Genomic DNA, 24685 nt, shown 5'->3' with positions numbered 1-24685 from the left:
CAGTGGAAATGGATTTTCGGGAAGATAGACCGGAGATCGATGCGCTGCTGGAAGAGGCCGACGAGGCTTTCGATAAGGGTGAATTCGATATGGCGGTGAGACGGTACAGTGATGTCCTGCGTATCGATTTCGAACATGTAGGTGCCCTCATGAATCGGGGAGCCGCATATCACAGCCTTGGCCAGTATGAGAAAGCGCTTGAAGATGATCTCAGGGCCCTTGAATACGATACGGAAGACGAGAAGCTTTTTTTCAATACGGGACTTGTTCTCAACGCTCTGGAACGAAATGAAGAGTCGCTTGAATACTACGATCAGGCGCTCCGTCTTCGTTTCGACTACGGATTGGCCTATTATGCCCGTGCCAATACTCTTGCGTATCTTGATCGCCATGAAGAGGCAGTGGAGGACTATGCCAAGGCTGACCGTTTCGGCGTGGAATATGACGATATTTATCGTTTTTGGGGCCTGAGCTGTGAAAAATGCGGCCGTTATCAGGACGCTGTTGACCTTTATGAGCGGGCGATGGATGAGGTGCATGACGAATCCGTACTCTGCCGTATCGGTTATTGTTTTTGGATGATGGGTGATTATCGTGCTGCGGAAGGTTTTCTCCATCGTGCGATCGGTATTGATTTTGGAGAGGGGGATGCTTGCATAACATTGCTTGCCCTCTACAGCGAGCAAAAACGCTTTTCCGAACGTGATGCTGTTTTCAGGATGCTTTCGGGATCTGAGGATGGGATGTCGCCATGACCTTCGGCCCCGATCTTCTTATTCGTTGTCCCGGCTGCAGGAATATCTACATCAGAAATTCCGTTGGTTCGGAAAATAGTCTTGATGCCCGCTATTGGTCAGATGGATGGAACGATGCTCCCATGATGCCGATTCCTCCCCTTGTGGCTTGGTGTGAATGGTGCCATACCTGGTTTTTTATTGAGGATGCTGAACCGCTTGTTGAGCTGCCCTTTGGAACAGAGCCTGGTGAGCATAAGGTTATTCCCGTCTCGGATGGTCTCGACGTTGAAGCCTATCATTCTGTCCTAAAGCAATCCTGGTCCAAAGAGCGTGAGATCCTTTTGCGTATTCGTCTCATGTGGGGCTACAATCATACGCTTCGGCAGGATCGTTACCGAAAAGATCCCGCCACTGTGGAAAGCCATGACAATTTGGAGCGTTTGGCCGATCTACTGGATCTCAACCGGGACCTGCTCATGCTTGCGGAGGTTCACAGGGAGTTGGGAGAGTTTCCCCGCGCAAAGGAATTTGCTAACACTGTTGTAGAGGCTGAAAGCGACGGGTGGAACAGGACGTGGGCGATGCGCATTATCCGAGAATCGGAGCGACGCAATATTTTCCCTGTTCAGCTGAACGACGACGAACTATTCTCTCACGAGAATCTTTTGTTTCCCGAATGTATCGATGCCGGCTATTATCCCCTTCCCGAATGGGAGGATGTTTTTGCTTTTGCCGATGAGAAGAAAATGGAGCTTACCCATCCCTTTATCTCGGTTCATTTTTCCCTCGTTGGCTTGCAGGGAGATGGATGGGCCACTTTTTTTGAGGATGGACATAGTAGTTGGCACTACCGCTATGATCGGTTATTTACCCAGGAAGAGTGGCGCTTTTTCCTTTCACTTTCCGAGGGAGCCCGGAACGAATTGATCGATTTCTGGGAGATGAAAAGTTATCAGTGTGATCAATTTAATCAATATGAGCTGAACTTCTATTATCGTACCCTTTTCCGTCTTCATTATGGTTATAGACAGCCCCTGGAAAAAGAGCTGTACGATGCTCATTTCCGCAAGTATCGCAAGGTCTGGGCTGGAATTCGTGCATCTCTTAGCCTTGAAGAAGGGGCTCCCGAAGAGCTTTTGCTTTACTGGCGCTTTTTCTGGGAAAGTTTTACGGGACGATGCAAGCTTACTCAGATAAAAGCCGAACTCGTGGACAAGATGTCGTTTGACCTATCCGAAGCGCAGAAGCTGGTGAACCGACGGCGGGATTTTCTCCTGAATCACATTGATACCTTTGAATTCGATGATGAGATATCAGATGCCTCGCCTCGTTATATCGGACGGATACCCGGTGAATTTTTCGAAAAGGCCCTGCCCGGAATGTGTTCACTCTATTTTGATGAAGAAGAAAGCCGTTTCGAGCAGTATCACGACGAGGGCTGATCAGGGCGAAGGAACCACGAAAGAAGCCGCTTCCGTTCCCGGTAAAAATCTTTCCACGCTTTCGGAACACCTTCGTCACCGATGATCTTATCGTAGGGACGAACTATCATACCCTTTACAGGATCCCGATAGTTAAAGGCAAGATACGGGGTTATGCTCCGGGAAATTGCCCTCTTCCCCGGCTCTTTTGTAAAGGTGATATTCAGGAGACAGGAATCTCCTGTCGCATTTTTCTCATTTTTATAGTCGGCCGGGTCGATATTCCAAGTTTGCCCGCTGATGAAATTGCCCATGGAATAGATGAGAACTGCCGAGGTCCCATCTATTTTCGTAAAGCGTTCCCAGGGCTGGAGCACATGACTGTGGTTGCCCCAGACCACATCCGCTCCCGCTTCGGCAAGCTCCCTGAAAAACACCTTTTTTCGTTCGAGAGGGGTGTTACTGTATTCGGCTCCATCGTGTACAGCAATGACAAGGATTTGATAGAGAGGTTTTATGGTACGAATATAGTCCAGGAACTCTTTTCTTAGGGCCTCATTTCGGTAATAATCGGTCAGGTAAATCAGTTCGTGGCCGCTCCATACATTGATAAAGCTTGTGATACTGATAAAACCGATGCTCCAATTACCAGCCTTAACCGTGGTGGGGGTGATAGGTGAACGTTGATGCATTCTGAGGCCTGAGTAGGCAATACCCTCTTCCGCGGCCAACTTTCGCATGAGTTCGAGAGTCGCGATTATGCCAGGGGCTTCTTGGTCGGCACTGTGATTATTTGCCAGGGCAAAGATATCGAAACCGGCATCCACGGCCGCCTGTACGTAATCTTGATGAACATTAAACCTTGGAAAGCTTGTATAGGGGACTTTTTCATACACAGGCGTTTCGAGATTTATAAAGGCCAGATCGGCATGTTCAATGGTCGGCTTCATTTCTTGATAGATGTCGGTGTAATCTGCCATGTTGAAATTGACATCATGTGCCATAAGATCTCCGGCGAAAAGAAGGTCGATACGTTCCGGTGGGATCACCACCTCCTGTGGCGGTGGAAGATGTGAATCTTCATGACCGTACTCTGTCAGGATGATGGTCGCTCCGTTGATGAGGACAAGTGCAGTGAAAATAGCTGCAATTCGGCCAATGATACGCATCACTCCTCCTGCTGTTGCTGATATCACATTTGATTTCTTCGCTTTATTTTACTATTTTTACTACAGATATCAATGTGTCGGGAGGTGCCTATATGGGACAAAAGGCATATCAGTGTGAAGATTGCGGTAATGAAGTGATTGTTGATGATGTTGATACGATTCCGGAATGCTGTGGAAAAGCAATGAAAGAAATCCCTTTGGATGAGTGTACCAAAGCCTCGAATCCGGAGAGCGCTCGTTCATGGGAGGTTGAGGATGCGTGTGACGACGGGGTCCATTAAGCTTTTCCTGCTTGTTGCCATTGCGGCCCTGCTGCTGACCGGTTGTTTGCCGGGAGACGGAAGTTATAGCGCCGATAGACCTGCAGGTATTTTTTCGGGGATATGGCACGGTTGGATCGCCCCGATTTCCCTGGTTATTTCGATTTTCAAGGATCGGATTGCTATCTACGAGCCGAACAACACCGGTTTCTGGTATGATTTTGGTTTTTATGCGGCAATTCTCGGAGGATTCGGAGGCTTTTCTCTTGCGAGAAAGAAACGTCGGGATAGGTATTAGGAGAATTTCTTCCTGAGTCTGGTGAGATTTTTTCCGAAAAGCCGGTCCATCTGATCGCCGAAATGGTGGGTTACCTCTGCAAGATAGAAGTCGTGAGAGATATAACTCTGGATCGACTGGACAAGTCCCCTGTTTTTCGTCCAGACAATTTGGCAGGGGAGTTGTCCTCCGAGTGTGCCGGTGATGCACCAGGTTGAGTCTACGGTGCAGTCCAGAGTGTGGCCCAGTTCCGAATAAGAGTCCATATTTTCGGTTTCGTGGAGATAAACCTCTCCAAAATTCGGTTTTTTCTCACCGTATAGCAGCATGAAGACCTTGATGCCCCGTTTTTCCGCTTTGTGCAATGCCTTTTCGAGTGTCCCCAGTTCTTCCTGCCAGATACCGATGTAAATTGTCGATTTTGCTCGACCGATCAGATCCTTTGCAAGCTCTATTGCCTTCGACTGATTGGGAAGATTCCAAACCGGATCAAAATCTGAAACGAAATTCCCTGAAGTAAGCCGCTTTTCAAGCTCGTCGGTGAACACTTCATACTCACGCCTCAGCTTTTCAATGAGTTCTCCGGGAGAAAGGGGACTGAAGAGTTCCGGCTTTGTCCCGCTGCTTGCCGCAAGCCCCTGCTTTATCAGTCTGCGGGTGACATCGTAGACACGGCTGTGCGGTACCCCTGAATTCTGGCTGATGGTATAGGCACTTGCCGGATGTTCTGCCAACAGTGAAAGATAGACTTTTGCTTCATATTCGGTGAATCCCATCTCCTTGAAATAGGAAAGAGTCTCTTCAATATCAGATTTCATGGTGTTCTCCTGGTCTGAGTTATAGTATTTCAGCGGGGATGGTGTCAAGAAATCCTTTCTTCGTATAATCACTACTATAGTAGTGATTATACGTTGCGACCGGAATTGTGGATATCAGTGTAAAATAAAATGTTCAACTGCTTCGGCAACCCCGTTTTCTTCATTTGTTCTGCTGGTAACGTAGGTGGCCTCTGCTTTTACTGCTTCGTTTCCATTCACCATGGCAACACCGATACCTGCCCATTGAATCATTGCCAGGTCGTTACACGAATCGCCGATAGCCATGACCTCCTCCCTGGCAATTCCCAGACTTTGTGCAAGATAGGCAAGGGCCTGGCCCTTATCCGCATCCTTTGGCAGCATTTCGAGGAAAAAAGGTTTTGAGGTAAAAATCGTTAGGGTATCACCGAACATCTCGGTAAGTTCTGCCTGTACCGTTTCGAGTGCTTCGGGATCCCCTGGAACCACTATCTTTACCGGAGGCTCTTCGGCCAATGTCTTTGCAAAATCCGGTACTATTTTTTTTGTCAAACCAGATAAGGAGCAGTCGATGTCCGTCCAGCTATTGTCTCTGTCGACGTAGACAGATCTACCCCGGTAAATTTCGGTCGGAAAACTTCTTGTCTTGACAGCCTCATAGATTTGTTGTGCAAGGCCGGGTTCTATTGTCTTACGAGATACCAATTCTCCCGTAGCACTTCTGGTGATGGTTCCGCCGTTGTTGCTGATAAGATATCCGGGGCGGGCTGTCATACCCAATTCATCTGCATAGTGATGCATTGCCTCGAACACTCTGCCCGATGCAAGCAGTACCGTAACTCCTGCCTCTTCAGCTTTAATAAGAGCCTGTTTGTTGTCGTCGCTAATGGTCAGATCTTCTCGTAACAGTGTATCGTCGAGGTCGACCGCGAGAAGGCGAACCGTTGATTGTTCATTCATGTATGGCAGTATACCAATCGTCTCCTGCTTGTAACAGCCCCGGAGATCTGTCAATAATAGGCAATGTTTTTAAACCTATACCGGGGCTTACCGCGTTCCGTCTACGCCCTTTTTGGTGCGAGAATCGTCAACCGAATGGGTGATTTCGTGCGGACTTTTCTCACCCTCTATCTGACTCGGGCCCTCGGCCTGCCTACTGCACTTTCCGGTACCTTTGTCATGCTCTCGGCAATGGCATCTTCCGTTGGGGCCTTTGCTGCAGGGCATTTCGTGGATAGCTATGGTCGTCGGCGTATCATCTTGACTTCTCAGCTCGCTTCTGCTCTTTTGATTGGGAGCTGCGGTTTTCTTCCGACTGGCACCTATATTCCCTGGCTTCTAATCGCAGGAACCTTCTTTATGGGAGCGATTCGACCTGCGGTGAACGCCGTGGTAGCAGATATTACCGAGGCCGACAGGAGGCAGAGTGCCTATGGTCTCTTATACCTGGGAACAAATATAGGGGTGGCCGTCGGACCTATGATAGCCGGTTTTCTTTTCCATCACTATATTCGGTGGATTTTTATCGGCGATGCCGTAAGTACCCTTATTGCAATGGCAGTTGTTTTTTCCCTTGTACCGGAGACCATACCACATGCGGGATATGCCTCCTCAGGCAATACACCGGATATAGAGGATCTTGAACGGCCGGAACGTGGTACCTTTTTGTCTATTTTGCTCCGGCGCCCGCAACTCTTGGTTTTTGCCTTGCTCGGTGTGTGTATTAATCTCATCTATTCTCAGCACTCTTTTGCCTTACCTCTGTACCTCGATTCTTTGTTTGGCGGTGCAGGGGCTGCCCAATTCGGCTTGCTTATGAGTTTCAATGCGGTGACGGTCCTGGTGGCAACGACGCTTGTGCTGGGGGCAACGGCTCGGTTTCCGGCTTCCTTCAACATGGGGTTAGGCGCGCTTTGCTACCTTACCGGTTTCGGCATGCTTGCCTTTGTTTCTGCTTTCACTTCCTTTGGTTTCTTTTTCCTTTCGACATGTATCTGGACCGTTGGAGAGATTCTGGTCGTTACAAACTACCAGGTCTTTGTCGCCTCGAACACTCCGCTTACTCATAGAGGAAGGTTTAACGGCACTATGAACCTCTCCTTCGGTATCGGCAATATGCTGGGGCCTCCGGTGGCCGGATTTTTTCTTGCTCACGTCTTGTTTTCTTCTTTCTGGCTCTTCGTGGCCGGCGCCTCTTTGATCGTTGCCACCGGTTATTATCTTTTATATCTCCGCACCGGAGTAAAAAGGAGGGCAGCATGAATATCTTCTTTTATCAGAAACTCAATTCCATATGGACATCCAACTTGGAGAAGATACGATCGGAATTCTCCCATGTCCGATTTCTTGCCGAGAGTGACAACCCGGATATCGAAGTGGTGATCGGGGCCCGAATTAATTCGAAAACAGCTCTTCACATTCTACTCTGCTGAACTCATAGACCGAACCGCAGTTATGGCATTCAACCCGAAGGGGAAAATCAGAATCTTTAAGAATCTCTTCCTGCTGGAGTCCCTGCATGCCGGCAAGAAAAGCTCCGAACCGTTCTTTCGAGCAGCTACAGAAAAAACGAAGAGGACGACTGCCAAGGATTTGGGGCGAATGCTTTCCCATTGTCCGATTGACAAGCTCGGAACCGCTTGCTCCCTCTGAAAAAGCGGTTCCGAGCGACGGCATGGCGAGGGCCGTCTTCTGTACCTTTGCCAGTGCCTCGGCTTTGGCTCCGGGAAGTTCTTGAAGGAAAAGGCCCCCGGCGCCGATAATATCCCCTTTGTTGTCGAACTGGATGCTCAATGAAAAGAAACTCTTCGTCTGTTCCGATTCGAGATAGTACCAGGCCAAATCTTCGGCAAGATTCCCGCTTCGCAGCATGATCTGCCCCGGGAAGGGCCTTTTCGCATGTTCCAGCTGCTTTGTGATTTTCAGAAAACCAGGGCCGAAAAAGGGTGATAGATCAAAATTTTCCAGGGGTTTCTCCACAGGGATGGGAACCTGAGCAAGATACCCCCTGACTTGTGCCTTTGCGTCGGTTTCCACACTCAGCCCTTTGATGGGACCACCGCATTCAATAGAAAGGATCAGCCTGTCGTTTCCCTTTACAGCGGAGGAGAGTAATCCTGCCGCAAGGTAGGCTTGACCGAGTACATAGCTTTCCAGAACCCCAAGGTCGTGGTTGGCCCGCATTTGATTCACCATCATACTGCCATGTGCGATGGCTCCACGAAGCGTGCCATCTTCCAGAAGGAATATATCAAGGGTATCCTTAGAAAGCTGATTGAGGTGTTCCGATAACGTTTTTCCTGCAATAGGTTTTTCGATCATGACCTCGATCATGAAGAGGGGACGGGTATTTGTCAACAGCCATATAACTTAGTATTTTAGTATAGTATTTACAGGAGGAAGAATATGAGGGAAGAGGTTATTGTTCTTGGCGGCGGCTGTTTTTGGTGCATGGAAGCGATCTTTCGCCGTGTAGAGGGGATCCTTCGTGTTACGAACGGCTACGCCGGAGGGCGTGATCCTGAACCGACCTATGAAAAGGTGTGTAGCGGTACCACGGGTTACGCCGAAGTTGTCGAGATCCGTTTTGATGCCGATCGGCTTTCCCTGAAAGATATTCTCGAGCTTTTCTGGAAGGCTCATGATCCTACTACACGCGATCGCCAAGGGGCAGACATCGGTTCCCAGTACCGCTCCGTCATTTTTTTTACAGAATCACACCAACAGATTATTGCGAGGGAATCCATGCAAGAGCTTTACGACCTTGGGCCGTACGAAAATCCTATAGTAACCGAGCTCCTGCCGCTTTCTCAGTTCCATCCTGCGGAAGCGTATCATCAGGACTATTATGCCCGTAATTCCTTTGCCCCGTATTGCCGGATGGTCATCGCGCCGAAACTGAAAAGACTGGAAGCAGATGGAACCGGTTCCTGAAAGCATCAATATTCGTTAACAGGGGTAGAGTTGGGGTAAAATGAATAAATATACAGCTTTTTCCCCTTATATGCTTGAAACTTGATCTCATTTTTCTCTATACTCAGATGTCATAATCTGGTCAAAAAAAAGGAGGAAAGAAATGCGTAGAGGTAGAATTTTTCTTATCCTGCTGATCGTATTTCTTACGTTGGGAATGGTTTCCTGTAAGAAGAAAGACAGTGATACCATCAAGATCGGAGTGGCTGGTGCCCATAGTGGCGACCTTGCTTCTTATGGTCTTCCCACGGTGAAGGCAGCCGAATTGGTTGTCAAAGATGCGAATGCAAATGGAGGTATTCTTGGCCGCCAGGTCGAACTGGTTATCGAGGATGATGTTTGTAAACCTGAAGTCGCGACGAACACCGCAAGTAAGCTGGTTGGTGAAAAAGTTGTCGGTGTTATCGGACATATCTGCTCGGGAGCAACAAAAGCCGCTCTCGGTATCTACAAAGATTCAAATATTTTTGCCATCTCTCCGTCGGCGACGAATCCCCCGCTGACTCAAAGCGGGGATTATCCCAACTTTTTCAGAACAATTGCTTCCGACGATGCCCAGGCCCGTCTTGAGGTTGATTTTGCTCTTGATACCCTTGGCTTTACAAAGATTGCTGTGTTGCACGATAAGGGCGATTACGGAAAGGGTCTTGCCGAGTTTGCCAAAGGCTTTCTCGAAAAGGATGACCGGGCCGAGGTTGTGCTCTACGAAGGTGTGACTCCTGGCGCCGTTGATTACACCGCAGTTATCAACAAGATTGAGGCCTCCGGTGCCCAGGCCATCATTTTCGGCGGGTATCACCCTGAGGCATCCAAGATTGTTGGTCAGATGCGAAAGGCCGGAATGGATACCGTCTTCATTTCCGATGATGGTGTAAAAGATGATACCTTTATCAAGGTTGCCGGCGAATATGCCGAGGGTGTATACGCAACCGGTCCCAAAGACACCACCAATAACCCCCTTGCCAAAAAGGCGATCAAGGAGCATCAGGATACATATGGCGAAGATCCCGGAGCATTCTATTTGAATGCATATGCGGCGACTTTGGCTGTGTTGAATGCCATCGAAGCTGCCGGGGCGACCGATTACGATGCCGTTACCAATGCCCTGCGGACAGAGTGGGTGGAAACGCCTCTTGGGAAGATCCGCTTTGATGAAAAGGGTGATGCAATCGGAATCGGATTTTCCATGTATCAGGTGCGAAACGGCGCCTATGTGGAGATCAAATAAGAAAAGCTTTTCTTCCACACGGGCGGACCTTGCGGTCCGCCCGTTTTGTACCCGGAGCATATTCTGCGTTTGAGTAACGTAGTGAAAGGTTGGAAATCATGAAACTGGATTTTTTTCTTGGGCTTCTCCTCGGAGGGCTCACCCGCGGCAGTATTTACGCGCTGCTTGCACTCGGATACACCATGGTCTACGGTATCATCCAGCTGATCAACTTCGCTCACGGAGAAATATATATGATCGGGGCCTTTACCGCCTTGATTGTCGCAGGGGTGCTTACCCTCAGCGGTATGCCGACGTTGGCAATTTTTGCGATTGCCTTGGTTGTAGCGGTAGTCTATGCAATGGGCTACGGCTACACCATTGAGAAGATGGCCTATAAGCCGCTTCGTCAGGCACCTCGTCTCTCCGTTCTGATCAGCGCTATCGGAATGTCGATGTTTCTGCAAAATTATGTGCTGTTGGCACAAACTTCGGACTTTCAGCCCTTTCCGGCTTTGATTCCCGAGTTTGCCTTTCTCGAACCCTATCGAAAGATCATTAGTTCGAGCCAGCTTTTTATCCTGATAACCACGGCAATCGTCATGGTTCTGCTTACGATTTTAATTAGGTACACAAGGACCGGTAAGGCAATGCGTGCAACCAGTCAGGATAAGACCATGGCCATGCTTGTCGGTATAAACGTTAATAAGGTGATCTCAACCACCTTTATTATCGGTTCCGGTACCGCGGCTCTCGGCGGTCTTCTGATCAGCTCGCATATAGGACAAATAAATTTCTATATCGGTTTTATTGCCGGAATAAAGGCCTTTGTGGCGGCCGTACTGGGAGGAATTGGTTCAATTCCCGGGGCCGTTCTCGGTAGCTTTGTGCTCGGTATGACCGAGAGCTTCGGAACTGGACTGGTATCAAGTGACTACGAAGATGTTTTTGCTTTCGTCTTTCTGATTCTGATCCTGATTTTCCGTCCCGAGGGGCTGCTCGGACGGTCGACAAAACAGAAAGTGTAAGGAGGCTTGGACATGACAAAGATTAATCTATGGAAAGAGGCGAAAACCTCTCTGTTTATAGCCCTTTGGTTTGTGATCCTCACCTTTCCGATTATGGTGATCAAGGTTAATACCATTGATGATATTGTTGAGTGGCGATGGGTTCGGATACTGTTTGTCGGCATCGGTGCCTTTTTCTTTTCCGCTGCCTATCGCTACATGCTCTATCGAAGGAAGACCGGGGCAAGAAGAGAATCGAAGACACGGGTTCTCAAAATACATAGACTTGGCATTAATACGGCGCTGGATGCGGCATTCTTTTCACAGAAAAAGGTTGCGCTTCCGGGCATACTCTTCATTGCCATTGCGATTATTCTTTTCCCCTTTATCACCTCAATGTACCAAACCAATATTATATCCACCGCCTTGCTCTCCGTGATGCTCGGCATGGGATTGAATATCGTGGTTGGTTTGGGAGGGATGCTGCATCTTGGCTACATAGCCTTTTATGCCGTAGGAGCCTATACCTATGCTCTGCTTAACTATCATTTCGGCGTTAATTTTTGGGTGGCTCTTCCCCTCGGCGGCTTATTCAGCATGATCTTCGGTATTCTCCTCGGTATTCCCGTTTTGCGCTTGAAAGGTGATTATCTTGCCATCGTAACCCTTGGTTTCGGAGAGATCATCAGGATCGTCCTTGAGAACTGGAACGAATTTTCATTCGGACCCAGCGGAATCGCCAATATACCGCGACCGGGATTTTTCGGGGTGAAGTTGTCTATTCAGCACGCATCGATTTTTACATATTTTATTCTTGTTGCGCTGGTCGTTTTTACCATTTTCATCGTATCAAGATTAAAAAACTCCAGGCTCGGCAGGGCGTGGGAAGCGATGCGGGAGGATGATATTGCCTGTGAAGCGATGGGAGTCGATATCACCAAGGCCAAGATGACGGCCTTTGCCCTCGGTGCTTTTTGGGCCGGGCTTGCCGGTGTTGTGTTTGCGTCAAAGACAACCTTTATTAATCCTGCCAGTTTTACCATGTGGGAATCGATCGTTGTGCTTTGTATTGTGGTTCTCGGCGGCATGGGATCCCTCGGCGGGGTTGTTATCGGAGCTTTGCTCATTGTTTTGCTGCCCGAGTATCTTCGTGCTTTCTCCGAATACCGAATGCTGCTTTTTGGTGCCGTTCTCGTTGTCATGATGATCTTTCGGCCTGAAGGTCTTATACGGGCCCGCCGTCATGTTTTTACCTTTGAACACGGTGAGAACAAAAGTGAGGCTGAAAAATGAACGAAGCTGTACTTGATGTCCGAAGGTTGACCATGGAGTTCGGGGGGTTGCGTGCGGTTGATTCCGTGGATCTCCAGGTGGCCGACCAGCAGATTGCTGCACTTATCGGCCCAAATGGTGCAGGAAAGACGACCTTTTTTAACTGTGTGACCGGGATTTACAAACCGACCGGTGGTGATGTCATGGTCAATCCTCCGGGAAAAGAGCCTTCTCGTTTGAATGGGTTGAAGCCAAATAAGGTAACCGAACGTGGGCTTGCCCGTACCTTTCAGAACATCAGATTGTTTCAGAACATGACGGTTCTTGAAAACGTCATGATCGGCAGGCATTGCCGTCTCAATGCAGGGGTCCTTGGTGCCATCTTTCGAAATAAGGCTACCCGTGAGGAAGAAAAGCGGGTCATCGAAGAGAGTTACCATGTGCTTAAGAAGATTGGTCTGGAAGAGCACGTAAACGAACTGGCGAAGAACCTTCCTTATGGTGCCCAGCGGCGTCTTGAGATCGCCCGTGCTCTTGCCACCGAGCCCTTTATCCTTCTCCTGGATGAGCCTGCCGCCGGTATGAACCCACAGGAGACCAAGGACCTCATGAATCTGATCTATCAGCTCAGGGAAAATGAGAAGATTGCAATCCTGCTGATTGAGCACGACATGAGTCTTGTTATGTCGATCTCCGAACGGGTGTTTGTGATGGACTACGGCAAGCTGATAGCCGACGGGACCCCACAGGAAATAAAAAAGAGCCCGGCGGTAGTGAAAGCGTACCTGGGGGAGGATATCGATGCTTAAGATTGAAGATGTCAATACCTTTTACGGAAACATCCAGGCGCTGAAAGGCATAACTATTGAGATAAACGAGGGTGAGATTATTACTCTTATCGGTGCGAATGGTGCCGGAAAAACGACCACCCTGATGTCTATTTGTGGTATTGTCCCTCCTCGCTCTGGAAATATCACCTTTCTTGGAAGTTCTTTGCTTGATAAGGAGCCGGATGAGATTGTCTCTATGGGGATCAGCCAGGTACCGGAAGGTCGCAGAATTTTTCCCTATTTGAGCGTTCAGGAAAACCTTGATATGGGGGCATTCCTTCGCAAGGACCAGGAGGAAATTGCCAGGGATCGTGAGTATATTTACGAGCTTTTTCCGATTCTGGCGGAACGGCGGAATCAGGCCGGCGGTACCCTGAGCGGCGGAGAACAGCAAATGCTCGCCATAAGCCGCGCAATCATGGCCAGGCCGAAGTTGCTTTTGCTCGACGAGCCTTCTTTAGGCTTGGCTCCTCTCATCGTTCTTCAAATTTTCGATATTATTAAGAAGATTAATACCGAAAATAAGACTACAATTTTTCTTGTGGAGCAGAATGCAAATCTTGCTTTGAAGACCGCCCATCGCGGATACGTGATGGAAAACGGTTCCATTACCCTTGCGGATTCTTGTGAAAACCTTCTGGAAAACAAGGCGGTCCGTAAGGCCTATCTTGGTATGTAGTAAGTAGTGATAAGGAGGAGTGTATGACCGTATCCAGAGTAATGACTCATAATCCGTTTACTATTAGCGACGATACCGCTGTGACCGATGCAGTGGCTCTTATCCACAAAGAAAAGGTTCACCGACTTCCCGTTTTGGATAAAGAACGAAAGTTGGTGGGGATCGTTTCTGAAAAGGATCTGCTCTACGCTTCTCCCTCACCTGCCTCGACCTTGAGTGTCTATGAGATGAGTGCACTCTTGGCCCGGCTTAAGGTAAAAAAGGTGATGACCAAGGAGATTATCACCGTTACCGAGCAAACCTTGATCGAGGATGCGGCCCGGATCATGGTCGATAAAAATGTCGGCGGGCTTCCTGTTATGCGAGATGGGCTTCTCGTCGGCATCATTACCGAATCCGACATTTTTAAACTCTTTAGTGAGCTATTCGGTACAAGGAAGAGGGGCTTACGAGTTACTGCCTTGGTTCCCGAACAACGCGGAGAAATAGCGGGAATGGCTGCGGCCATCTCAGAAAAGGGAGGCAACATTATCTCCTTTGGAACATTTCTCGGAGAGGACGTGAGCAATAGCCTCTGTACCTTCAAGGTCGATGAGATCGACAAAGAGGAGTTGCAAAAAGCGATTGCTCCTTATGTCGTACGTATCATTGATCTTCGTGAGGTCTGATCCGTAAGATATGTTTTATTCCCCCCTCTTTACATGATACCCTGTCTATTGTTCCTCTAAGTTGTTGAACAAGTGCCTGGACTATGTCCAGGCCCATTGTTTTCTTTTTTCGAGGCCCTTCCGCAATACCGCAGCCGTCGTCCGATATCTCTATCACGATAAAACCGCCTGTGGTGAAGGTTTTCACCTTGATTGTCCCCGTTCTCCCGTTTGGAAAGGCGTGTTCCAGTGAATTGCTGACAAGCTCATTTACAATAAGACCGCAGGGGATTGCCGTATCAATGGTTACGTTTATCTCACTCCCTGAAAAATCAAACCTAATGTTGTCCCTATGCTCGTTGCGAAAAGAATCCATAAGGTTTCTGACCAGGCTTCTCAGATAAAAACCAAGCTCGATGGAGGTAAAGTCGTCGGTCTGGTAAAGCAGCTCGTGGATGAGGGCCATTGCCCTGATCCTGTTTTCACTGACTCTGATCACCTGAGCCAATGCTCTATCTCCGACAGATCGACTTTGGAGATTAATGAGGCTGGACATCATCTGCATATTATTTTTGACGCGGTGATGTAGTTCTTTCAGCAAAACCTCTTTCTCTTCAAGGGATTTTGCAAGCTTTTTCTCCGCCTTTTTGTTTTCGGTAATATCCACCATGCTGACGAGCATATGGGAATACGCCCCCGAGCCTGTGCGGGGGATGAATATGGTGGTGAGAAATATTTTTTCTTCCCCCGAAAAAGTGACACTTTTCGTTTCCGCTCGGATATATTCTTGGCCTTCCGCAATTGCCAGAAATTCCTTCTGCAAAAAGTTTTTTATATGGCGGGTTTCAACCTTGGCAAAGGAGCCGATCAACTGTTCTTTGGATGTGGCGTTATGCATGGCCAGTGTCGCCGGATTTACATCCACGATCTTTATGTTCCTTACCATCCAGTCGATTACTTCAGGGTGTTCGTTCACATAAACACTGAAATCACTGATACCTTCCTCTCTCAGCATTCGGATCCGCTCTCGTATGACGGAAATATCCTCTTCCCAAATCGAAACAGGTACCCCCTCGAAGACGCTGCGAAAACGCCATTCCATTCCCTTCCTTTCGGTAAGTTCCTTTTCCAGCTGGGCCGTTTTCTGGCGAACGCTTCTTTTCAGGCTCCATATCCATGCAAACACAATTGCCCCACCTATCGCGATGGCGATAACAACGATGATAATCATACGGCGGCTTACGGCGTTGGACATACCTGGGATAATCTGGCCGAACCATTTTTCGTAAAGCTTGTCGTATGTTCCGTTTTCCCGGAGGATTGTTATACCATCGTTGAGGACAGCCAGGAGATTGCTGTTTCCCTTTTGTACGGCAAAACAGTACTTTCGTGGATAAAAGGGAGGACCGACGGTGGTTACGTTGCTAAGCTTCTCTTCTTTTCTAATACGTTCGCCTTGTATTCTACTCGTAAGGACCGCATCGACCTGTGGATTGCTGTTGAGCGCAACAAGTGCATCTCGATAGCTTTTTACCTTAACGATGAAGGCCTCTGGTATCCGCTCTCGAAGATAGTCATGCATGACATCTCCGGACTCCACATAAACAACACGTCCCTTAAGTTCATCGAGCGTTTGGATTGAGCTTCCCCGTTTCACATATAATGCATGGCTCACTACGTTATGGGGGGATGAAAAGTCAAAGACCTTTTGGCGTGCCTCCGTCTGATACATGCCGGTAATCAAATCGACCTCACCTGCGGTAAGCTCGTTTCGTACCTGACTCCACATCCCGAGATCGATCACTACCGTGAGATTCATCTCTTCTGCAATGGCGTTCAGAAGGTCAATGTTAAAGCCTGTAGGATGTCCTTTTTTATCGAGGTACTCAAAAGGTGGATAATCAGAATCACCTCTGGCTATCAATGGTTGGGTAAAGGCTTGGCTATGATCACTAAACAGAGGCAACGGTGTAAAGACAAAAAAGGCTGACACAAGGATGGTCAGCATGTTCCGAGCCACGAAGTTGCACATGTCTATAATGATGCGTCGAGAAAGGTAAATGTGCAAGGTGTTTCTACTGTTACGAATATTGGTGGTACATTGGTCTTAATTCCTTGAGGTAAGAACGTAGCGGCGCAACCTCTGCCCTTATCAGGGGCAGAGGTCATTTGCCTTTCTATACGGAGGAATAATCACCAGGATTCCGGACACTAAGGGCAAAAAAATTATAGGACCTTGCTCAGGAAAAGTTTTGTCCGCTCGTTCTGAGGATTATCAAACAACTCCGCCGGAGGACGATTTTCCATGATAATACCCTCGTCCATGAAAAGGACTCTGTCGCTAACTTCACGGGCGAATCCCATCTCGTGGGTCACAACTACCATGGTCATGCCATCTTCGGCCAGATGCTTCATAACATCCAGAACTTCTCCTACCATTTCCGGATCAAGGGCACTTGTAGGCTCGTCGAATAGCATGACATCGGGATTCATGGCAAGCGCTCTGGCGATTGCCACCCTCTGTTTTTGTCCACCGGAAAGCTGGGCCGGGTAGACATGGTCTTTATCGGGAAGGCCGACTGCAAGTAACAGGTCTCTTGCCTTTTTCTCCGCCTCCTGCTTGCTTGTAAGACCAAGTTTGACGGGGGCAAGGCAGATATTTTCCATCACGTCTTTGTGGGGAAAAAGATTAAACTGCTGAAATACCATACCGACCTTCCGGCGGAGTTTGTTGACGTCGCTTCTCGGATCGTTGATTTTTTCGCCTTCGATATAGATATCACCTTCCGTCGGTTCTTCCAGAAGGTTGATGCAGCGTAAAAACGTGCTTTTTCCGGAACCGCTTGGTCCAATGACGCTTACCACTTCTCCAGGTTTGATCTCTTCATTGATACCGCGCAACACTTTTAGATGTCCAAAGCTTTTGTGGAGGTTTACGATTTTAATCACTGGAGTGCAGCCTCCTTTCGTAACGGTTCAGGAGATGGGAAAGCGAAAGGGTAATGATGAGGTATATGATCGCCGTAGCAAAGAGAGGGACCGTTGCCTCATACGTGATACTTCTGATTTTGTTTCCCGCTCGCATCAGATCGTTTCCCCCAATGAAACCGATGATACTGGTCTCCTTGAGAAGGACGATAAACTCGTTGCCCAGGGCCGGTAAAATATTTTTGATGGCTTGCGGCAGGATGATTTCTTTCATCGCCAGTCTGTGGGGCAAGCCTAAGGAACGGGCCGCTTCCATCTGCCCTTTGTCAACGGCCTGTATCCCTGCTCGAATAATCTCAGCGACATAGGCGCCACTGTTTATGCCGAAGGCCAGGCTACTGGCCATTGTCTTATCCACATCAAGAGCCCGAAAAATGACGAAGTAGATAATCAACAGCTGGACCAGAACCGGTGTTCCTCTGATGATTTCAACGTAGAGCTTGCTAATGATATTTGCGACTTTGTTTTTGCTTAGCCGCATGAGAGCGAGGAGCGTTCCGAGAATAACACCCGTCATAATGGCAAACAAGGTCACCACAATGGTGACCTTGAGTCCGTTCAGCAGCAGATGCAGTCCATCCGGCCCCCCTTCCCAGAGCGTCTGAAAAAGGGTTCTTCTTATACTTTCCATCAAACCTTGCCGCTATTTCATATATTCGCTAAGAAGCTTGTCGTAGGTGCCGTTCGCTTTGAGTTCCTTTAGGGTTGCGTTGATGATCGGCAGTAGTTCGCTGCTTTTCCCCTCTTTGACGGCGATCCCGTAGTACTCCGGGTCAAAATCGAGAGAAACAATCTCAAGATCGGAATTCTGACGAATGAAATTCTGTGCAGGCTGTTCGTCGATGATCATTGCATCAACCTTACCATTTTTCAGTTCCATAATCGCTTCGAAGCCGGTGTTGAAGGCAACAATATTCGAGTCGTCGGTGAACTCCTTCGCAATCTCATTCCCGGTGGTTCCCAGCTGCACGCTGATCTTTTTCCCATTGAGGTCATCTTTTGTGGAGATCGGATTATCCGCTTTGCGTACAATAACCGCCTGGGTCGCTTCGTAGTAGGGATCGGAAAAGTCGACGCTTTTTTCACGTTCATCGGTAATGGTCATACCGGCGATGGCAAAATCGATTTTGTCCGCATTCAAGGCGGTGAGCAAGCTGTCGAACTCCATATCTTCTATGCGCAGAGTTTTTCCCGCTTTTTCCGCAATGGCTTTGGCGATTTCCACATCAAAACCGACTACCGCGTTTCCATCGGCACCGCCGATATATTCGAAGGGCGGAAAAGCGGCATTCGTGCCCATTACCAACTCGTTTTTCTTTTGGCAACCGCTTAGAACCGAAAGAAGGGCAACTAGGGCAATTGCCGTGAGCAATGTGGCTATTCGTTTCATATAGCTCTCCTTAGCATGAATCTACCTTTTTGAATAGGTAATACATATTTATACAGATTATGTCAATAGTTTTGAATATTTATTAGCTCTTTCTCTCTGTTGACAGTTTTGATGAGAGCGTATATAAGATAATAAATTATCGATAAAAGGAGAACTAATGAACACCCTAACCGGCGATAGAACCGAAGCAGCCAGTTTTGGAGTCGTATGTCGGATTCTTGATTTCTACGACCGGGATCCGGGAATGATCATACCGATTCTTCAAAAGGTACAGGAGGAGTATCGCTACCTTCCCGAAGAGGTTCTGCTTTTTTTGGCGACGAGTCTGGAAATTTCTCCGGCCCGTCTTTACGGCATCGCTACCTTTTACAGCCATTTTTCTCTGGAACCGAAGGGAAAGCATGTGATCAAGGTATGCGACGGAACCGCTTGTCATGTAAAGGGCTCCGGGGCGCTGATCGAGACCCTACGTTCAATGCTGGCTCTTGAAAAGGGAGTGAAAACCACTTCGGACATGCTTTTTACCCTTGAGACCGTGTCCTGCCTGGGAGCGTGTGGTTTGGCACCTGTGGTTGTGATAGATGATACGGTCCATGGACAAATGACACCGGATAAGGTTCGTGTACTCATCACGAAGATACGGGAGGAAGAAGATGCCGAAGCTTAATCTTGAAGCGGTCGGAACCGCTTATGAACATACTGTTTCTTCATTGCGAATGAGAATCATCATCTGTGCCGGTACCGGTTGTCTGGCAGGGGGAAGCTTGAATATATTCCATGCCTTCAAAGCAGAAGCCAAAAAGCACGGGGTTCCTCTTCATGTTGAATTGAAGCCGGAAGATAAGCCTGCATTGCTTCTTTCAAAAAGCGGCTGCCAGGGATTTTGTCAGGTAGGCCCCCTTGTTACCATCGAACCAGCCGGTATCCTTTATACAAAAGTTACTGCCGAAGATGTTCCCGAAATCTTTGAAACAACCATCCTTTCAGGAAAAATAGTGGAACGCTTGCTCTATGTTAATCCTGGCGATGGAAAGCGGTGTAGCGGTCCCTCGGACATTCCCTTCTATGTTCGCCAGTCCAGAAGCGTCCTTGCTTCCTGCGGGCTTATCGACCCCGAAAATATTCGTGAATATATCTACGGTGGCGGTTACCGTGCCGCCATGGAGGCCTACACGGCACATACACCAGAGGAGTTGTGTACGATTTTCACCGACTCAGGTCTCAGAGGGCGCGGGGGCGGCGGGTTTCCCAGCGGAAAGAAATGGGCCTTGACCCTTCGCCAGCAGGCTGACAAAAAGTATCTAATCTGCAACGGTGACGAGGGGGATCCCGGTGCCTTCATGGACCGATCCATCCTTGAGGGAAACCCCCATTCGGTGGTCGAAGGGATGATGATAGCCGCCAGGGCCATAGGTGCCGAGGCAGGGTATGTCTATGTCCGTGCCGAATACCCTTTGGCTGTAGAACGAATTCGTAAGGCTATTGATGAGGCGAGAGATCTCGGCCTGCTGGGAGAGGACCTTTTTGGAACAGGTGCCCATTTCGATATCAAGGTGATGGAGGGGGCAGGGGCCTTCGTTTGTGGTGAGGCAAGCGCGATGGTTGCAAGCATCATGGGGGGCAGGGGCATGCCCCGTCCGAAACCTCCCAGAACAGCGGAAAAAGGGCTTTGGGACAAGCCGACGGTGGTTAACAATGTGGAGACCCTTGCAACCGTTCCTCTTGTGCTTCGAAAAGGATCAAAGAGCTATCGAACGGTCGGTACCTCGGGGAGTCCGGGAACCAAGACCTTTGCCCTCACCGGCCATGTTGCCAATACCGGACTCATCGAGGTGCCCTTTGGTACGACCCTCAGGGAGATCATCTTCGAAATCGGTGGCGGCGTTCTCGATGAAAAAGGGAATGTGGACAATGATGCCTTCAAGGCTGTTCAGATCGGGGGGCCTTCCGGCGGCTGTCTTACCAGAGATCATCTCGACATCCCCCTCGATTTCGATTCTTTGGGAGAGATCGGTGCAATGGTGGGAAGCGGCGGACTTGTGGTGATGAACCGTTCGACTTGTATGGTTCAGGTCGCACGGTTCTTCATGCAGTTTACCCAGGCCGAGAGCTGCGGCAAATGTGTACCCTGTCGGGAAGGCACTCGGCAGATGCTGGATCTTCTCGACGATATCATCGAGGGGAGGGCGGACGAATCCACCATTCCCCTTCTGGAATCCCTCTGCCGAACCGTTGCCAGAGGAAGCCTGTGCGGACTTGGAAAAGCGGCCCCATCGCCGGTTCTTTCTACCCTCCGGCATTTTCGGCAGGAGTATGAAAGCCATGTTGTTGATAAGCGTTGTCCGGTAGGGGCCTGCCAGGCCCTGTCCGACTTCGTCATCGACGGTTTGTTATGCAGGGGATGCACCGCATGCGTAAAGGCGTGTCCCGTTGGAGCGATCGCAGGAGAAAAAAAGGCTCCCCACGTTATCGATACGGAGCGTTGTATCAGATGTGGCGCCTGTATGGCCACGTGCCGCTTTGGTGCGATCAGAAGAGGAGGTGCGGCGTGAAAGGGTATATAAAGGTAGATGGTATTGATGTCCCTCTGGAGGGGGAGGAAAACCTGCTTCAGGTTATCAGAAAGGCCGGGATTGAGATCCCCACCTTTTGTTATCATTCGGAATTGAGTGTCTACGGGGCCTGCCGTCTCTGTATCGTCGATATTGAGGGAAAAGGAATTCAGGCCAGCTGCTCCACGCCTCCCCGGGAAGGAATGGTCGTACGGACCAATACGGCGGAGGTGCGGGAAACCCGGCGTATGACATTGGAGCTCCTTCTCGCCAATCACGACAGAGAGTGTCCCACCTGTGAACGCTCTTCCGATTGTGTATTACGCGACCTTGCCAGCCGTTACGGCATCGACAAGGTCCGATTCAGGAAAAATCGGGAGCCGAGGCCTTTGGACACGCTTTCTGATGCCCTTGTCCGGGACCCAAATAAGTGTGTGCTTTGTGGGGACTGTGTTCGCTATTGCCACGAGATTCAGGGCATCGGCGCCATCGACTTTGCCTTCCGTGGCGAGCATGTGCAGGTTACCCCTGCCTTCGGACGAAGTATCGGAGAGGTCGATTGTATCAACTGCGGTCAATGTGCTGCGGTCTGTCCCACCGGTGCCATTATTCCCAAATCGGAAATCAACGAGGTATGGAATGATCTCCAGGATAAAAAGAGCAAAGTAGTCATCCAGATTGCACCGGCGGTTCGGGTCGCCCTTGGCGAGATGTTTGGTCTGCCCCCAGGCGAGGTGGTAACCGGAAAGATGGTCCGGGCCCTGCGCATGATGGGTTTTGATCGGGTCTACGACACTGCCTTTGCCGCCGATCTTACCGTTGTAGAGGAGGCCGCAGAGTTTTTGAAGCGGTCGAAAGCGGGTGATGGGCCGCTTTTTACCAGCTGCTGTCCTGCTTGGGTTAAATACGCCGAACAGTCTCTTCCCAGGCAGTTGCCGAATCTTTCTTCCTGTATGAGCCCGCAGAGCATGATGGGCTCGCTGCTGCGGCATGCCCTGCCCGAAGAACTTTCCATTGAGCCTGAACATCTGAAGATCGTTTCGGTCATGCCTTGTACCGCAAAAAAGTTTGAAAAGAAGCGGCCGGAACTTTCCCGGGACAGACTGCCCTTTGTCGACCATGTTATTACAACCAGGGAGCTGGGCACCATGATCCGTGAATCGGGGATCATGCTTGACCGTTTGGATGCAGATAATTTTGATCTTCCCTTTGGATTTGCCTCTCACCTGGGAGTGGGCTTCGGATCCTCCGGCGGTGTTGCCGAGGCCGTACTGAACTACCTTGATCCCGATGGATGTTCCGGCCGGATACATTGGGAAGCTGTGGAGGATCTTTCCGGTGTGAGAGAGACCACAGCCGTCATCGGCGGAAAAGCCTTTACCGTTGCCGTTGTCCAGGGAATCAAAAGTGCTGCAACCATTGCGAAGATGGTCGAATCCGGCGAGATATCCCTCGATCTCATCGAGGTGATGGCCTGCCCCGGTGGTTGCGCAGGAGGTGCCGGTCAGCCTGTAGACCGGACAGGAGAGAAACGCCTCGCCAGGGTGAAGGCCGTCCGTTCGGCAGCCCCTGCCGAGGGTGTCCGCCATGCCGGTGTCAACCCCTTCGTCCGTGAGGTATATGCCAATATGCTTGGCTGTGATCCGGGAGAGGGCGAGGCCCATCGCCTCTTTCATACCACCTATCATAGTCGAAAGCGTATCGACGGAATGGATATTCGTCTTACCGGACCTTCCGGCGCAGAGGCCCGAACGGACCGCATTCCGGTAAAGGTCTGTGTTGGGACCAGTTGCTTTCTGCGCGGAAGCCAAAAGGTGCTTTCCAAGCTTTTACATGCGGTTGAAGAGGAAAAGCTGGATCGCTTTTATGAGGTACAGGCGACATTCTGCAGCGAACAGTGCGACAAGGGGCCGACGGTCCACATCGGTGATAGGGTGATCAATCGGGCCGATGGAGACCAGATTGTAGAGCTCTTGCGGGAAATGGTTGCTACATTATCCGCGGAAGGGTAGGTGCTTCATCCAACAAGGCTGGTTCTCCTGTTTCAGGAGGCCGGCCGCTTCCCTTTTGTAAAGGTCCGAAAGAGATCGAAAAGGATGGGATCGAGCTTCAGCTCTTCATCGACAAACTGTCTTTGCATAAAATCGAGGGCTTCATCGCCTGAAAGCGGCTTGCGATATTTTCTGTTCGGGTCCGTGAGAGCGTCGAAGACATCAACGATCTCCATCACCTTTGCAGGAAAATAGGCAAGCGCATTGAATTTTATCATGGGCTCCATGGTAAAGGACATGCAGAAATCCTGCTTCAATTTTGGATTGTTTTTCCGTGCATTTGCCAGCAGCGCACGGTAAAAACCATATCCGTCGGGAGAACCGTAGTATTCATGGTGGTAGCCGGTGATCAATCCTGCTTCCCGGGGATAATTGGTTTTATGCATAACGGCGAGATACCCCTGCCTGACATGATCGACAACGGTATCCCGGTCGTAGGCGGCCTCTCCCTCATGATATTCTATATCTTTTGCCTTGCCGATGTCATGAATCAAGAATCCTGTTGCGAAGGTATGGAGCTGTGCCTCGCTTATCGCTTGCATACCAGTATGAAATACCCGTTCCAGGGTGACATCTTCCGGGTAAAGGTGCGGCAGCAGACGCTGATAATATGACTTATACTGCTTGTCAAAGGTGATTCTAATCTTATTCGGAAGGCTTGAGGTGAGCATCCTGCGGTTATAGTAGGTGAGAAAAGCAACTCCATTTAGAAACACCCTTGTCATGTGCTGGACTACCGTTCCGTTCGAACGTTGTACCAGAGAGGTAATCAACTCATCCTGCATGATGGTGTTGTCGATCAATGCGGTTGAGCTTTTTACCATCGCCCGGGTAGAATCCACAATCCCCTGGGTGTATGCTCTCGCAGCTTCGTCTCCCATGTGGATTGCTTCCAAAATCGTGGAGCGGTTTGCCAACGCTGCATCCCTTGTCGTATCGGCAAGCGCTTCAAGAATCTTTTCGTTTTCTTTCGGAGCCTCGATCAGCAGCGTATCAAGTTTTTCCCTGTCCTCTTTTATAATGGAAACACGTTCTTCGCTATCCATGGAGGCAATACTTTCATATGCCTCGCCGAAGTTGGGAAGATCTCCCACGTTCTTCTCTTCCTCTTCATGTTTGGCTATGTAGTGCTTCTCCTTTTTGCCGTCAAACTCCTTGATCATATCGATCATGGCCTGAACATGCTCTTCCGAAATGTAGAATGCCCATCCTTTATCCTGTTTCCAGAATACTTCATTGTTGTCGTAGAGCGCTCGAAAGCTGACCTTCTTCAACTTCCCATCAGAAACACGACGGCAAATAAGAGGAATTTCCTGCTCGTATAATAACGATACCATCCGCTTATCCCTGGCAATGATCTCGGATAAGGGCATGCTCTTCTGTTGCATGACTCAAAAATAGAGAATTTGGAAGAAAAAATCCAGATTAG

25 protein-coding genes are annotated in these 24685 nt (G+C 49.3%); 16 read left to right on the top strand and 9 right to left on the bottom strand.

Annotation, left to right across the window (positions count from 1 at the left end):
• Positions 1-8: 8 nt before the first annotated feature.
• Positions 9-755: a tetratricopeptide repeat protein gene (locus tag F459_RS0102040; RefSeq protein ID WP_020611069.1), complete on the top strand. Its 747-nt coding sequence runs from the start codon at positions 9-11 to the stop codon at positions 753-755.
• Positions 752-2179 carry a hypothetical protein gene (locus tag F459_RS0102035; protein WP_020611068.1) on the top strand — a complete coding sequence of 476 codons (1428 nt, stop codon included), beginning with the start codon at positions 752-754 and terminating at the stop codon, positions 2177-2179. The genes F459_RS0102040 and F459_RS0102035 overlap by 4 nt, the downstream gene beginning before the upstream one ends.
• Here the strand turns inward: F459_RS0102035 and F459_RS0102030 are convergent.
• Positions 2164-3327 carry a CapA family protein gene (locus F459_RS0102030; protein WP_020611067.1) on the bottom strand — a complete coding sequence of 388 codons (1164 nt, stop codon included), beginning with the start codon at positions 3325-3327 and terminating at the stop codon, positions 2164-2166. The two genes, F459_RS0102035 and F459_RS0102030, sit on opposite strands and share 16 nt — an antisense overlap.
• A gap of 92 nt (positions 3328-3419) precedes the next feature.
• Here F459_RS0102030 and F459_RS0102025 point away from each other — a divergent pair, with 92 nt between their 5' ends.
• Together F459_RS0102025 and F459_RS0102020 are read left to right on the top strand one after the other, a co-directional pair.
• Positions 3420-3608, top strand: coding sequence for a hypothetical protein (locus F459_RS0102025; protein WP_020611066.1), 189 nt, complete (start codon positions 3420-3422; stop codon positions 3606-3608).
• Positions 3583-3885: a hypothetical protein gene (locus F459_RS0102020; protein ID WP_020611065.1), complete on the top strand. Its 303-nt coding sequence runs from the start codon at positions 3583-3585 to the stop codon at positions 3883-3885. Before F459_RS0102025 ends, F459_RS0102020 begins: the two co-directional genes overlap by 26 nt.
• Here the strand turns inward: F459_RS0102020 and F459_RS0102015 are convergent.
• Together F459_RS0102015 and F459_RS0102010 are read right to left on the bottom strand one after the other, a co-directional pair.
• Positions 3882-4682 carry a TrmB family transcriptional regulator gene (locus tag F459_RS0102015; RefSeq protein WP_020611064.1) on the bottom strand — a complete coding sequence of 267 codons (801 nt, stop codon included), beginning with the start codon at positions 4680-4682 and terminating at the stop codon, positions 3882-3884. The two genes, F459_RS0102020 and F459_RS0102015, sit on opposite strands and share 4 nt — an antisense overlap.
• A gap of 114 nt (positions 4683-4796) precedes the next feature.
• The gene (locus tag F459_RS0102010) at positions 4797-5621 is read right to left on the bottom strand and encodes a Cof-type HAD-IIB family hydrolase (RefSeq protein WP_020611063.1); all 825 of its coding nucleotides are present in this window, start codon (positions 5619-5621) and stop codon (positions 4797-4799) included.
• 63 nt (positions 5622-5684) lie between these two features.
• Here F459_RS0102010 and F459_RS0102005 point away from each other — a divergent pair, with 63 nt between their 5' ends.
• Positions 5685-6923 (top strand): MFS transporter, encoded by a 1239-nt coding sequence (locus F459_RS0102005; protein ID WP_020611062.1) that lies wholly within the window; start codon positions 5685-5687, stop codon positions 6921-6923.
• The gene (locus tag F459_RS23880) at positions 6920-7093 is read left to right on the top strand and encodes a hypothetical protein (RefSeq protein ID WP_020611061.1); all 174 of its coding nucleotides are present in this window, start codon (positions 6920-6922) and stop codon (positions 7091-7093) included. The genes F459_RS0102005 and F459_RS23880 overlap by 4 nt, the downstream gene beginning before the upstream one ends.
• On the opposite strand, the gene F459_RS0101995 is transcribed toward F459_RS23880, so the two are convergent.
• Positions 7056-8018: an Hsp33 family molecular chaperone HslO gene (locus tag F459_RS0101995; RefSeq protein WP_245540053.1), complete on the bottom strand. Its 963-nt coding sequence runs from the start codon at positions 8016-8018 to the stop codon at positions 7056-7058. The two genes, F459_RS23880 and F459_RS0101995, sit on opposite strands and share 38 nt — an antisense overlap.
• A 48-nt stretch (positions 8019-8066) precedes the next feature.
• Here F459_RS0101995 and msrA point away from each other — a divergent pair, with 48 nt between their 5' ends.
• The 7 genes from msrA (at position 8067) to F459_RS0101955 (ending at position 14296) form a co-directional block, all read left to right on the top strand.
• Positions 8067-8594: a peptide-methionine (S)-S-oxide reductase MsrA gene (msrA, locus tag F459_RS0101990; RefSeq protein ID WP_020611059.1), complete on the top strand. Its 528-nt coding sequence runs from the start codon at positions 8067-8069 to the stop codon at positions 8592-8594.
• Positions 8595-8736: 142 nt separating this feature from the next.
• Positions 8737-9861 carry a branched-chain amino acid ABC transporter substrate-binding protein gene (locus tag F459_RS0101985; RefSeq protein ID WP_020611058.1) on the top strand — a complete coding sequence of 375 codons (1125 nt, stop codon included), beginning with the start codon at positions 8737-8739 and terminating at the stop codon, positions 9859-9861.
• A gap of 98 nt (positions 9862-9959) precedes the next feature.
• Positions 9960-10868, top strand: coding sequence for a branched-chain amino acid ABC transporter permease (locus F459_RS0101975; protein ID WP_020611057.1), 909 nt, complete (start codon positions 9960-9962; stop codon positions 10866-10868).
• A 12-nt stretch (positions 10869-10880) separates the two neighbouring features.
• Positions 10881-12140: an ABC transporter permease subunit gene (locus F459_RS0101970; RefSeq protein WP_020611056.1), complete on the top strand. Its 1260-nt coding sequence runs from the start codon at positions 10881-10883 to the stop codon at positions 12138-12140.
• A complete protein-coding gene (locus F459_RS0101965) occupies positions 12137-12928 on the top strand; it encodes an ABC transporter ATP-binding protein (protein WP_020611055.1) in 792 nt (263 codons plus the stop codon). Before F459_RS0101970 ends, F459_RS0101965 begins: the two co-directional genes overlap by 4 nt.
• Complete coding sequence (locus tag F459_RS0101960; protein WP_020611054.1) at positions 12921-13628, top strand: ABC transporter ATP-binding protein; 708 nt, start codon at positions 12921-12923, stop codon at positions 13626-13628. The genes F459_RS0101965 and F459_RS0101960 overlap by 8 nt, the downstream gene beginning before the upstream one ends.
• Before the next feature lie 23 nt (positions 13629-13651).
• Positions 13652-14296, top strand: coding sequence for a CBS domain-containing protein (locus F459_RS0101955; RefSeq protein ID WP_020611053.1), 645 nt, complete (start codon positions 13652-13654; stop codon positions 14294-14296).
• Here the strand turns inward: F459_RS0101955 and F459_RS0101950 are convergent.
• The 4 genes from F459_RS0101950 to F459_RS0101935 all read right to left on the bottom strand — a co-directional run bounded on the left by F459_RS0101950 (position 14274) and on the right by F459_RS0101935 (position 18653).
• On the bottom strand, positions 14274-16295 hold the full coding sequence (locus F459_RS0101950; RefSeq protein ID WP_245540052.1) for a transporter substrate-binding domain-containing protein: 2022 nt from the start codon (positions 16293-16295) through the stop codon (positions 14274-14276). The genes F459_RS0101955 and F459_RS0101950 overlap by 23 nt on opposite strands.
• A gap of 206 nt (positions 16296-16501) precedes the next feature.
• The gene (locus F459_RS0101945; RefSeq protein ID WP_020611051.1) at positions 16502-17224 is read right to left on the bottom strand and encodes an amino acid ABC transporter ATP-binding protein; all 723 of its coding nucleotides are present in this window, start codon (positions 17222-17224) and stop codon (positions 16502-16504) included.
• A complete protein-coding gene (locus tag F459_RS0101940; protein ID WP_020611050.1) occupies positions 17217-17894 on the bottom strand; it encodes an amino acid ABC transporter permease in 678 nt (225 codons plus the stop codon). The genes F459_RS0101945 and F459_RS0101940 overlap by 8 nt, the downstream gene beginning before the upstream one ends.
• A 12-nt stretch (positions 17895-17906) precedes the next feature.
• Positions 17907-18653 carry a basic amino acid ABC transporter substrate-binding protein gene (locus F459_RS0101935; protein WP_020611049.1) on the bottom strand — a complete coding sequence of 249 codons (747 nt, stop codon included), beginning with the start codon at positions 18651-18653 and terminating at the stop codon, positions 17907-17909.
• A gap of 157 nt (positions 18654-18810) precedes the next feature.
• Between F459_RS0101935 and F459_RS0101930 the strand changes: the two genes are divergently transcribed.
• Genes F459_RS0101930 through F459_RS0101920 form a run of 3 tightly spaced genes read left to right on the top strand, consistent with a single transcriptional unit; the run spans position 18811 to position 23217 of the window.
• Positions 18811-19320, top strand: coding sequence for an NADH-quinone oxidoreductase subunit NuoE family protein (locus F459_RS0101930; protein ID WP_020611048.1), 510 nt, complete (start codon positions 18811-18813; stop codon positions 19318-19320).
• Positions 19307-21205 (top strand): NADH-ubiquinone oxidoreductase-F iron-sulfur binding region domain-containing protein, encoded by a 1899-nt coding sequence (locus tag F459_RS0101925; protein WP_020611047.1) that lies wholly within the window; start codon positions 19307-19309, stop codon positions 21203-21205. Before F459_RS0101930 ends, F459_RS0101925 begins: the two co-directional genes overlap by 14 nt.
• The gene (locus F459_RS0101920; protein WP_020611046.1) at positions 21202-23217 is read left to right on the top strand and encodes a [FeFe] hydrogenase, group A; all 2016 of its coding nucleotides are present in this window, start codon (positions 21202-21204) and stop codon (positions 23215-23217) included. Before F459_RS0101925 ends, F459_RS0101920 begins: the two co-directional genes overlap by 4 nt.
• Before the next feature lie 32 nt (positions 23218-23249).
• Here F459_RS0101920 and F459_RS0101915 read toward each other — a convergent pair whose 3' ends face one another.
• Positions 23250-24644, bottom strand: a complete 1395-nt coding sequence (locus F459_RS0101915; protein ID WP_033301090.1) for an HD-GYP domain-containing protein — start codon at positions 24642-24644, stop codon at positions 23250-23252.
• Between the last annotated feature and the right edge of the window lie 41 nt (positions 24645-24685).

Source organism: Sediminispirochaeta bajacaliforniensis DSM 16054 (assembly GCF_000378205.1).
Taxonomy (GTDB): Bacteria; Spirochaetota; Spirochaetia; order DSM-16054; family Sediminispirochaetaceae; genus Sediminispirochaeta; species Sediminispirochaeta bajacaliforniensis.
The sequence above is the reverse complement of the archived record's forward strand: the minus strand, read 5'-3'. Positions and strand labels throughout refer to the sequence as shown.

Coding starts and splice junctions, on each gene's coding strand:
- F459_RS0102020 (WP_020611065.1), top strand. CDS start 3,583: ATGCGTGTGACGACGGGGTCCATTAAGCTTTTCCTGCTTGTTGCCATT.
- F459_RS23880 (WP_020611061.1), top strand. CDS start 6,920: ATGAATATCTTCTTTTATCAGAAACTCAATTCCATATGGACATCCAAC.
- F459_RS0102010 (WP_020611063.1), bottom strand. CDS start 5,621: ATGAATGAACAATCAACGGTTCGCCTTCTCGCGGTCGACCTCGACGAT.
- F459_RS0101940 (WP_020611050.1), bottom strand. CDS start 17,894: ATGGAAAGTATAAGAAGAACCCTTTTTCAGACGCTCTGGGAAGGGGGG.
- F459_RS0101930 (WP_020611048.1), top strand. CDS start 18,811: ATGAACACCCTAACCGGCGATAGAACCGAAGCAGCCAGTTTTGGAGTC.
- F459_RS0101935 (WP_020611049.1), bottom strand. CDS start 18,653: ATGAAACGAATAGCCACATTGCTCACGGCAATTGCCCTAGTTGCCCTT.
- F459_RS0102025 (WP_020611066.1), top strand. CDS start 3,420: ATGGGACAAAAGGCATATCAGTGTGAAGATTGCGGTAATGAAGTGATT.
- F459_RS0102035 (WP_020611068.1), top strand. CDS start 752: ATGACCTTCGGCCCCGATCTTCTTATTCGTTGTCCCGGCTGCAGGAAT.
- F459_RS0101970 (WP_020611056.1), top strand. CDS start 10,881: ATGACAAAGATTAATCTATGGAAAGAGGCGAAAACCTCTCTGTTTATA.
- F459_RS0101965 (WP_020611055.1), top strand. CDS start 12,137: ATGAACGAAGCTGTACTTGATGTCCGAAGGTTGACCATGGAGTTCGGG.
- F459_RS0101915 (WP_033301090.1), bottom strand. CDS start 24,644: ATGCAACAGAAGAGCATGCCCTTATCCGAGATCATTGCCAGGGATAAG.
- F459_RS0101975 (WP_020611057.1), top strand. CDS start 9,960: ATGAAACTGGATTTTTTTCTTGGGCTTCTCCTCGGAGGGCTCACCCGC.
- F459_RS0102030 (WP_020611067.1), bottom strand. CDS start 3,327: ATGCGTATCATTGGCCGAATTGCAGCTATTTTCACTGCACTTGTCCTC.
- F459_RS0101925 (WP_020611047.1), top strand. CDS start 19,307: ATGCCGAAGCTTAATCTTGAAGCGGTCGGAACCGCTTATGAACATACT.
- F459_RS0102015 (WP_020611064.1), bottom strand. CDS start 4,682: ATGAAATCTGATATTGAAGAGACTCTTTCCTATTTCAAGGAGATGGGA.
- F459_RS0101955 (WP_020611053.1), top strand. CDS start 13,652: ATGACCGTATCCAGAGTAATGACTCATAATCCGTTTACTATTAGCGAC.
- msrA (WP_020611059.1), top strand. CDS start 8,067: ATGAGGGAAGAGGTTATTGTTCTTGGCGGCGGCTGTTTTTGGTGCATG.
- F459_RS0101985 (WP_020611058.1), top strand. CDS start 8,737: ATGCGTAGAGGTAGAATTTTTCTTATCCTGCTGATCGTATTTCTTACG.
- F459_RS0101960 (WP_020611054.1), top strand. CDS start 12,921: ATGCTTAAGATTGAAGATGTCAATACCTTTTACGGAAACATCCAGGCG.
- F459_RS0102040 (WP_020611069.1), top strand. CDS start 9: ATGGATTTTCGGGAAGATAGACCGGAGATCGATGCGCTGCTGGAAGAG.
- F459_RS0102005 (WP_020611062.1), top strand. CDS start 5,685: ATGTTTTTAAACCTATACCGGGGCTTACCGCGTTCCGTCTACGCCCTT.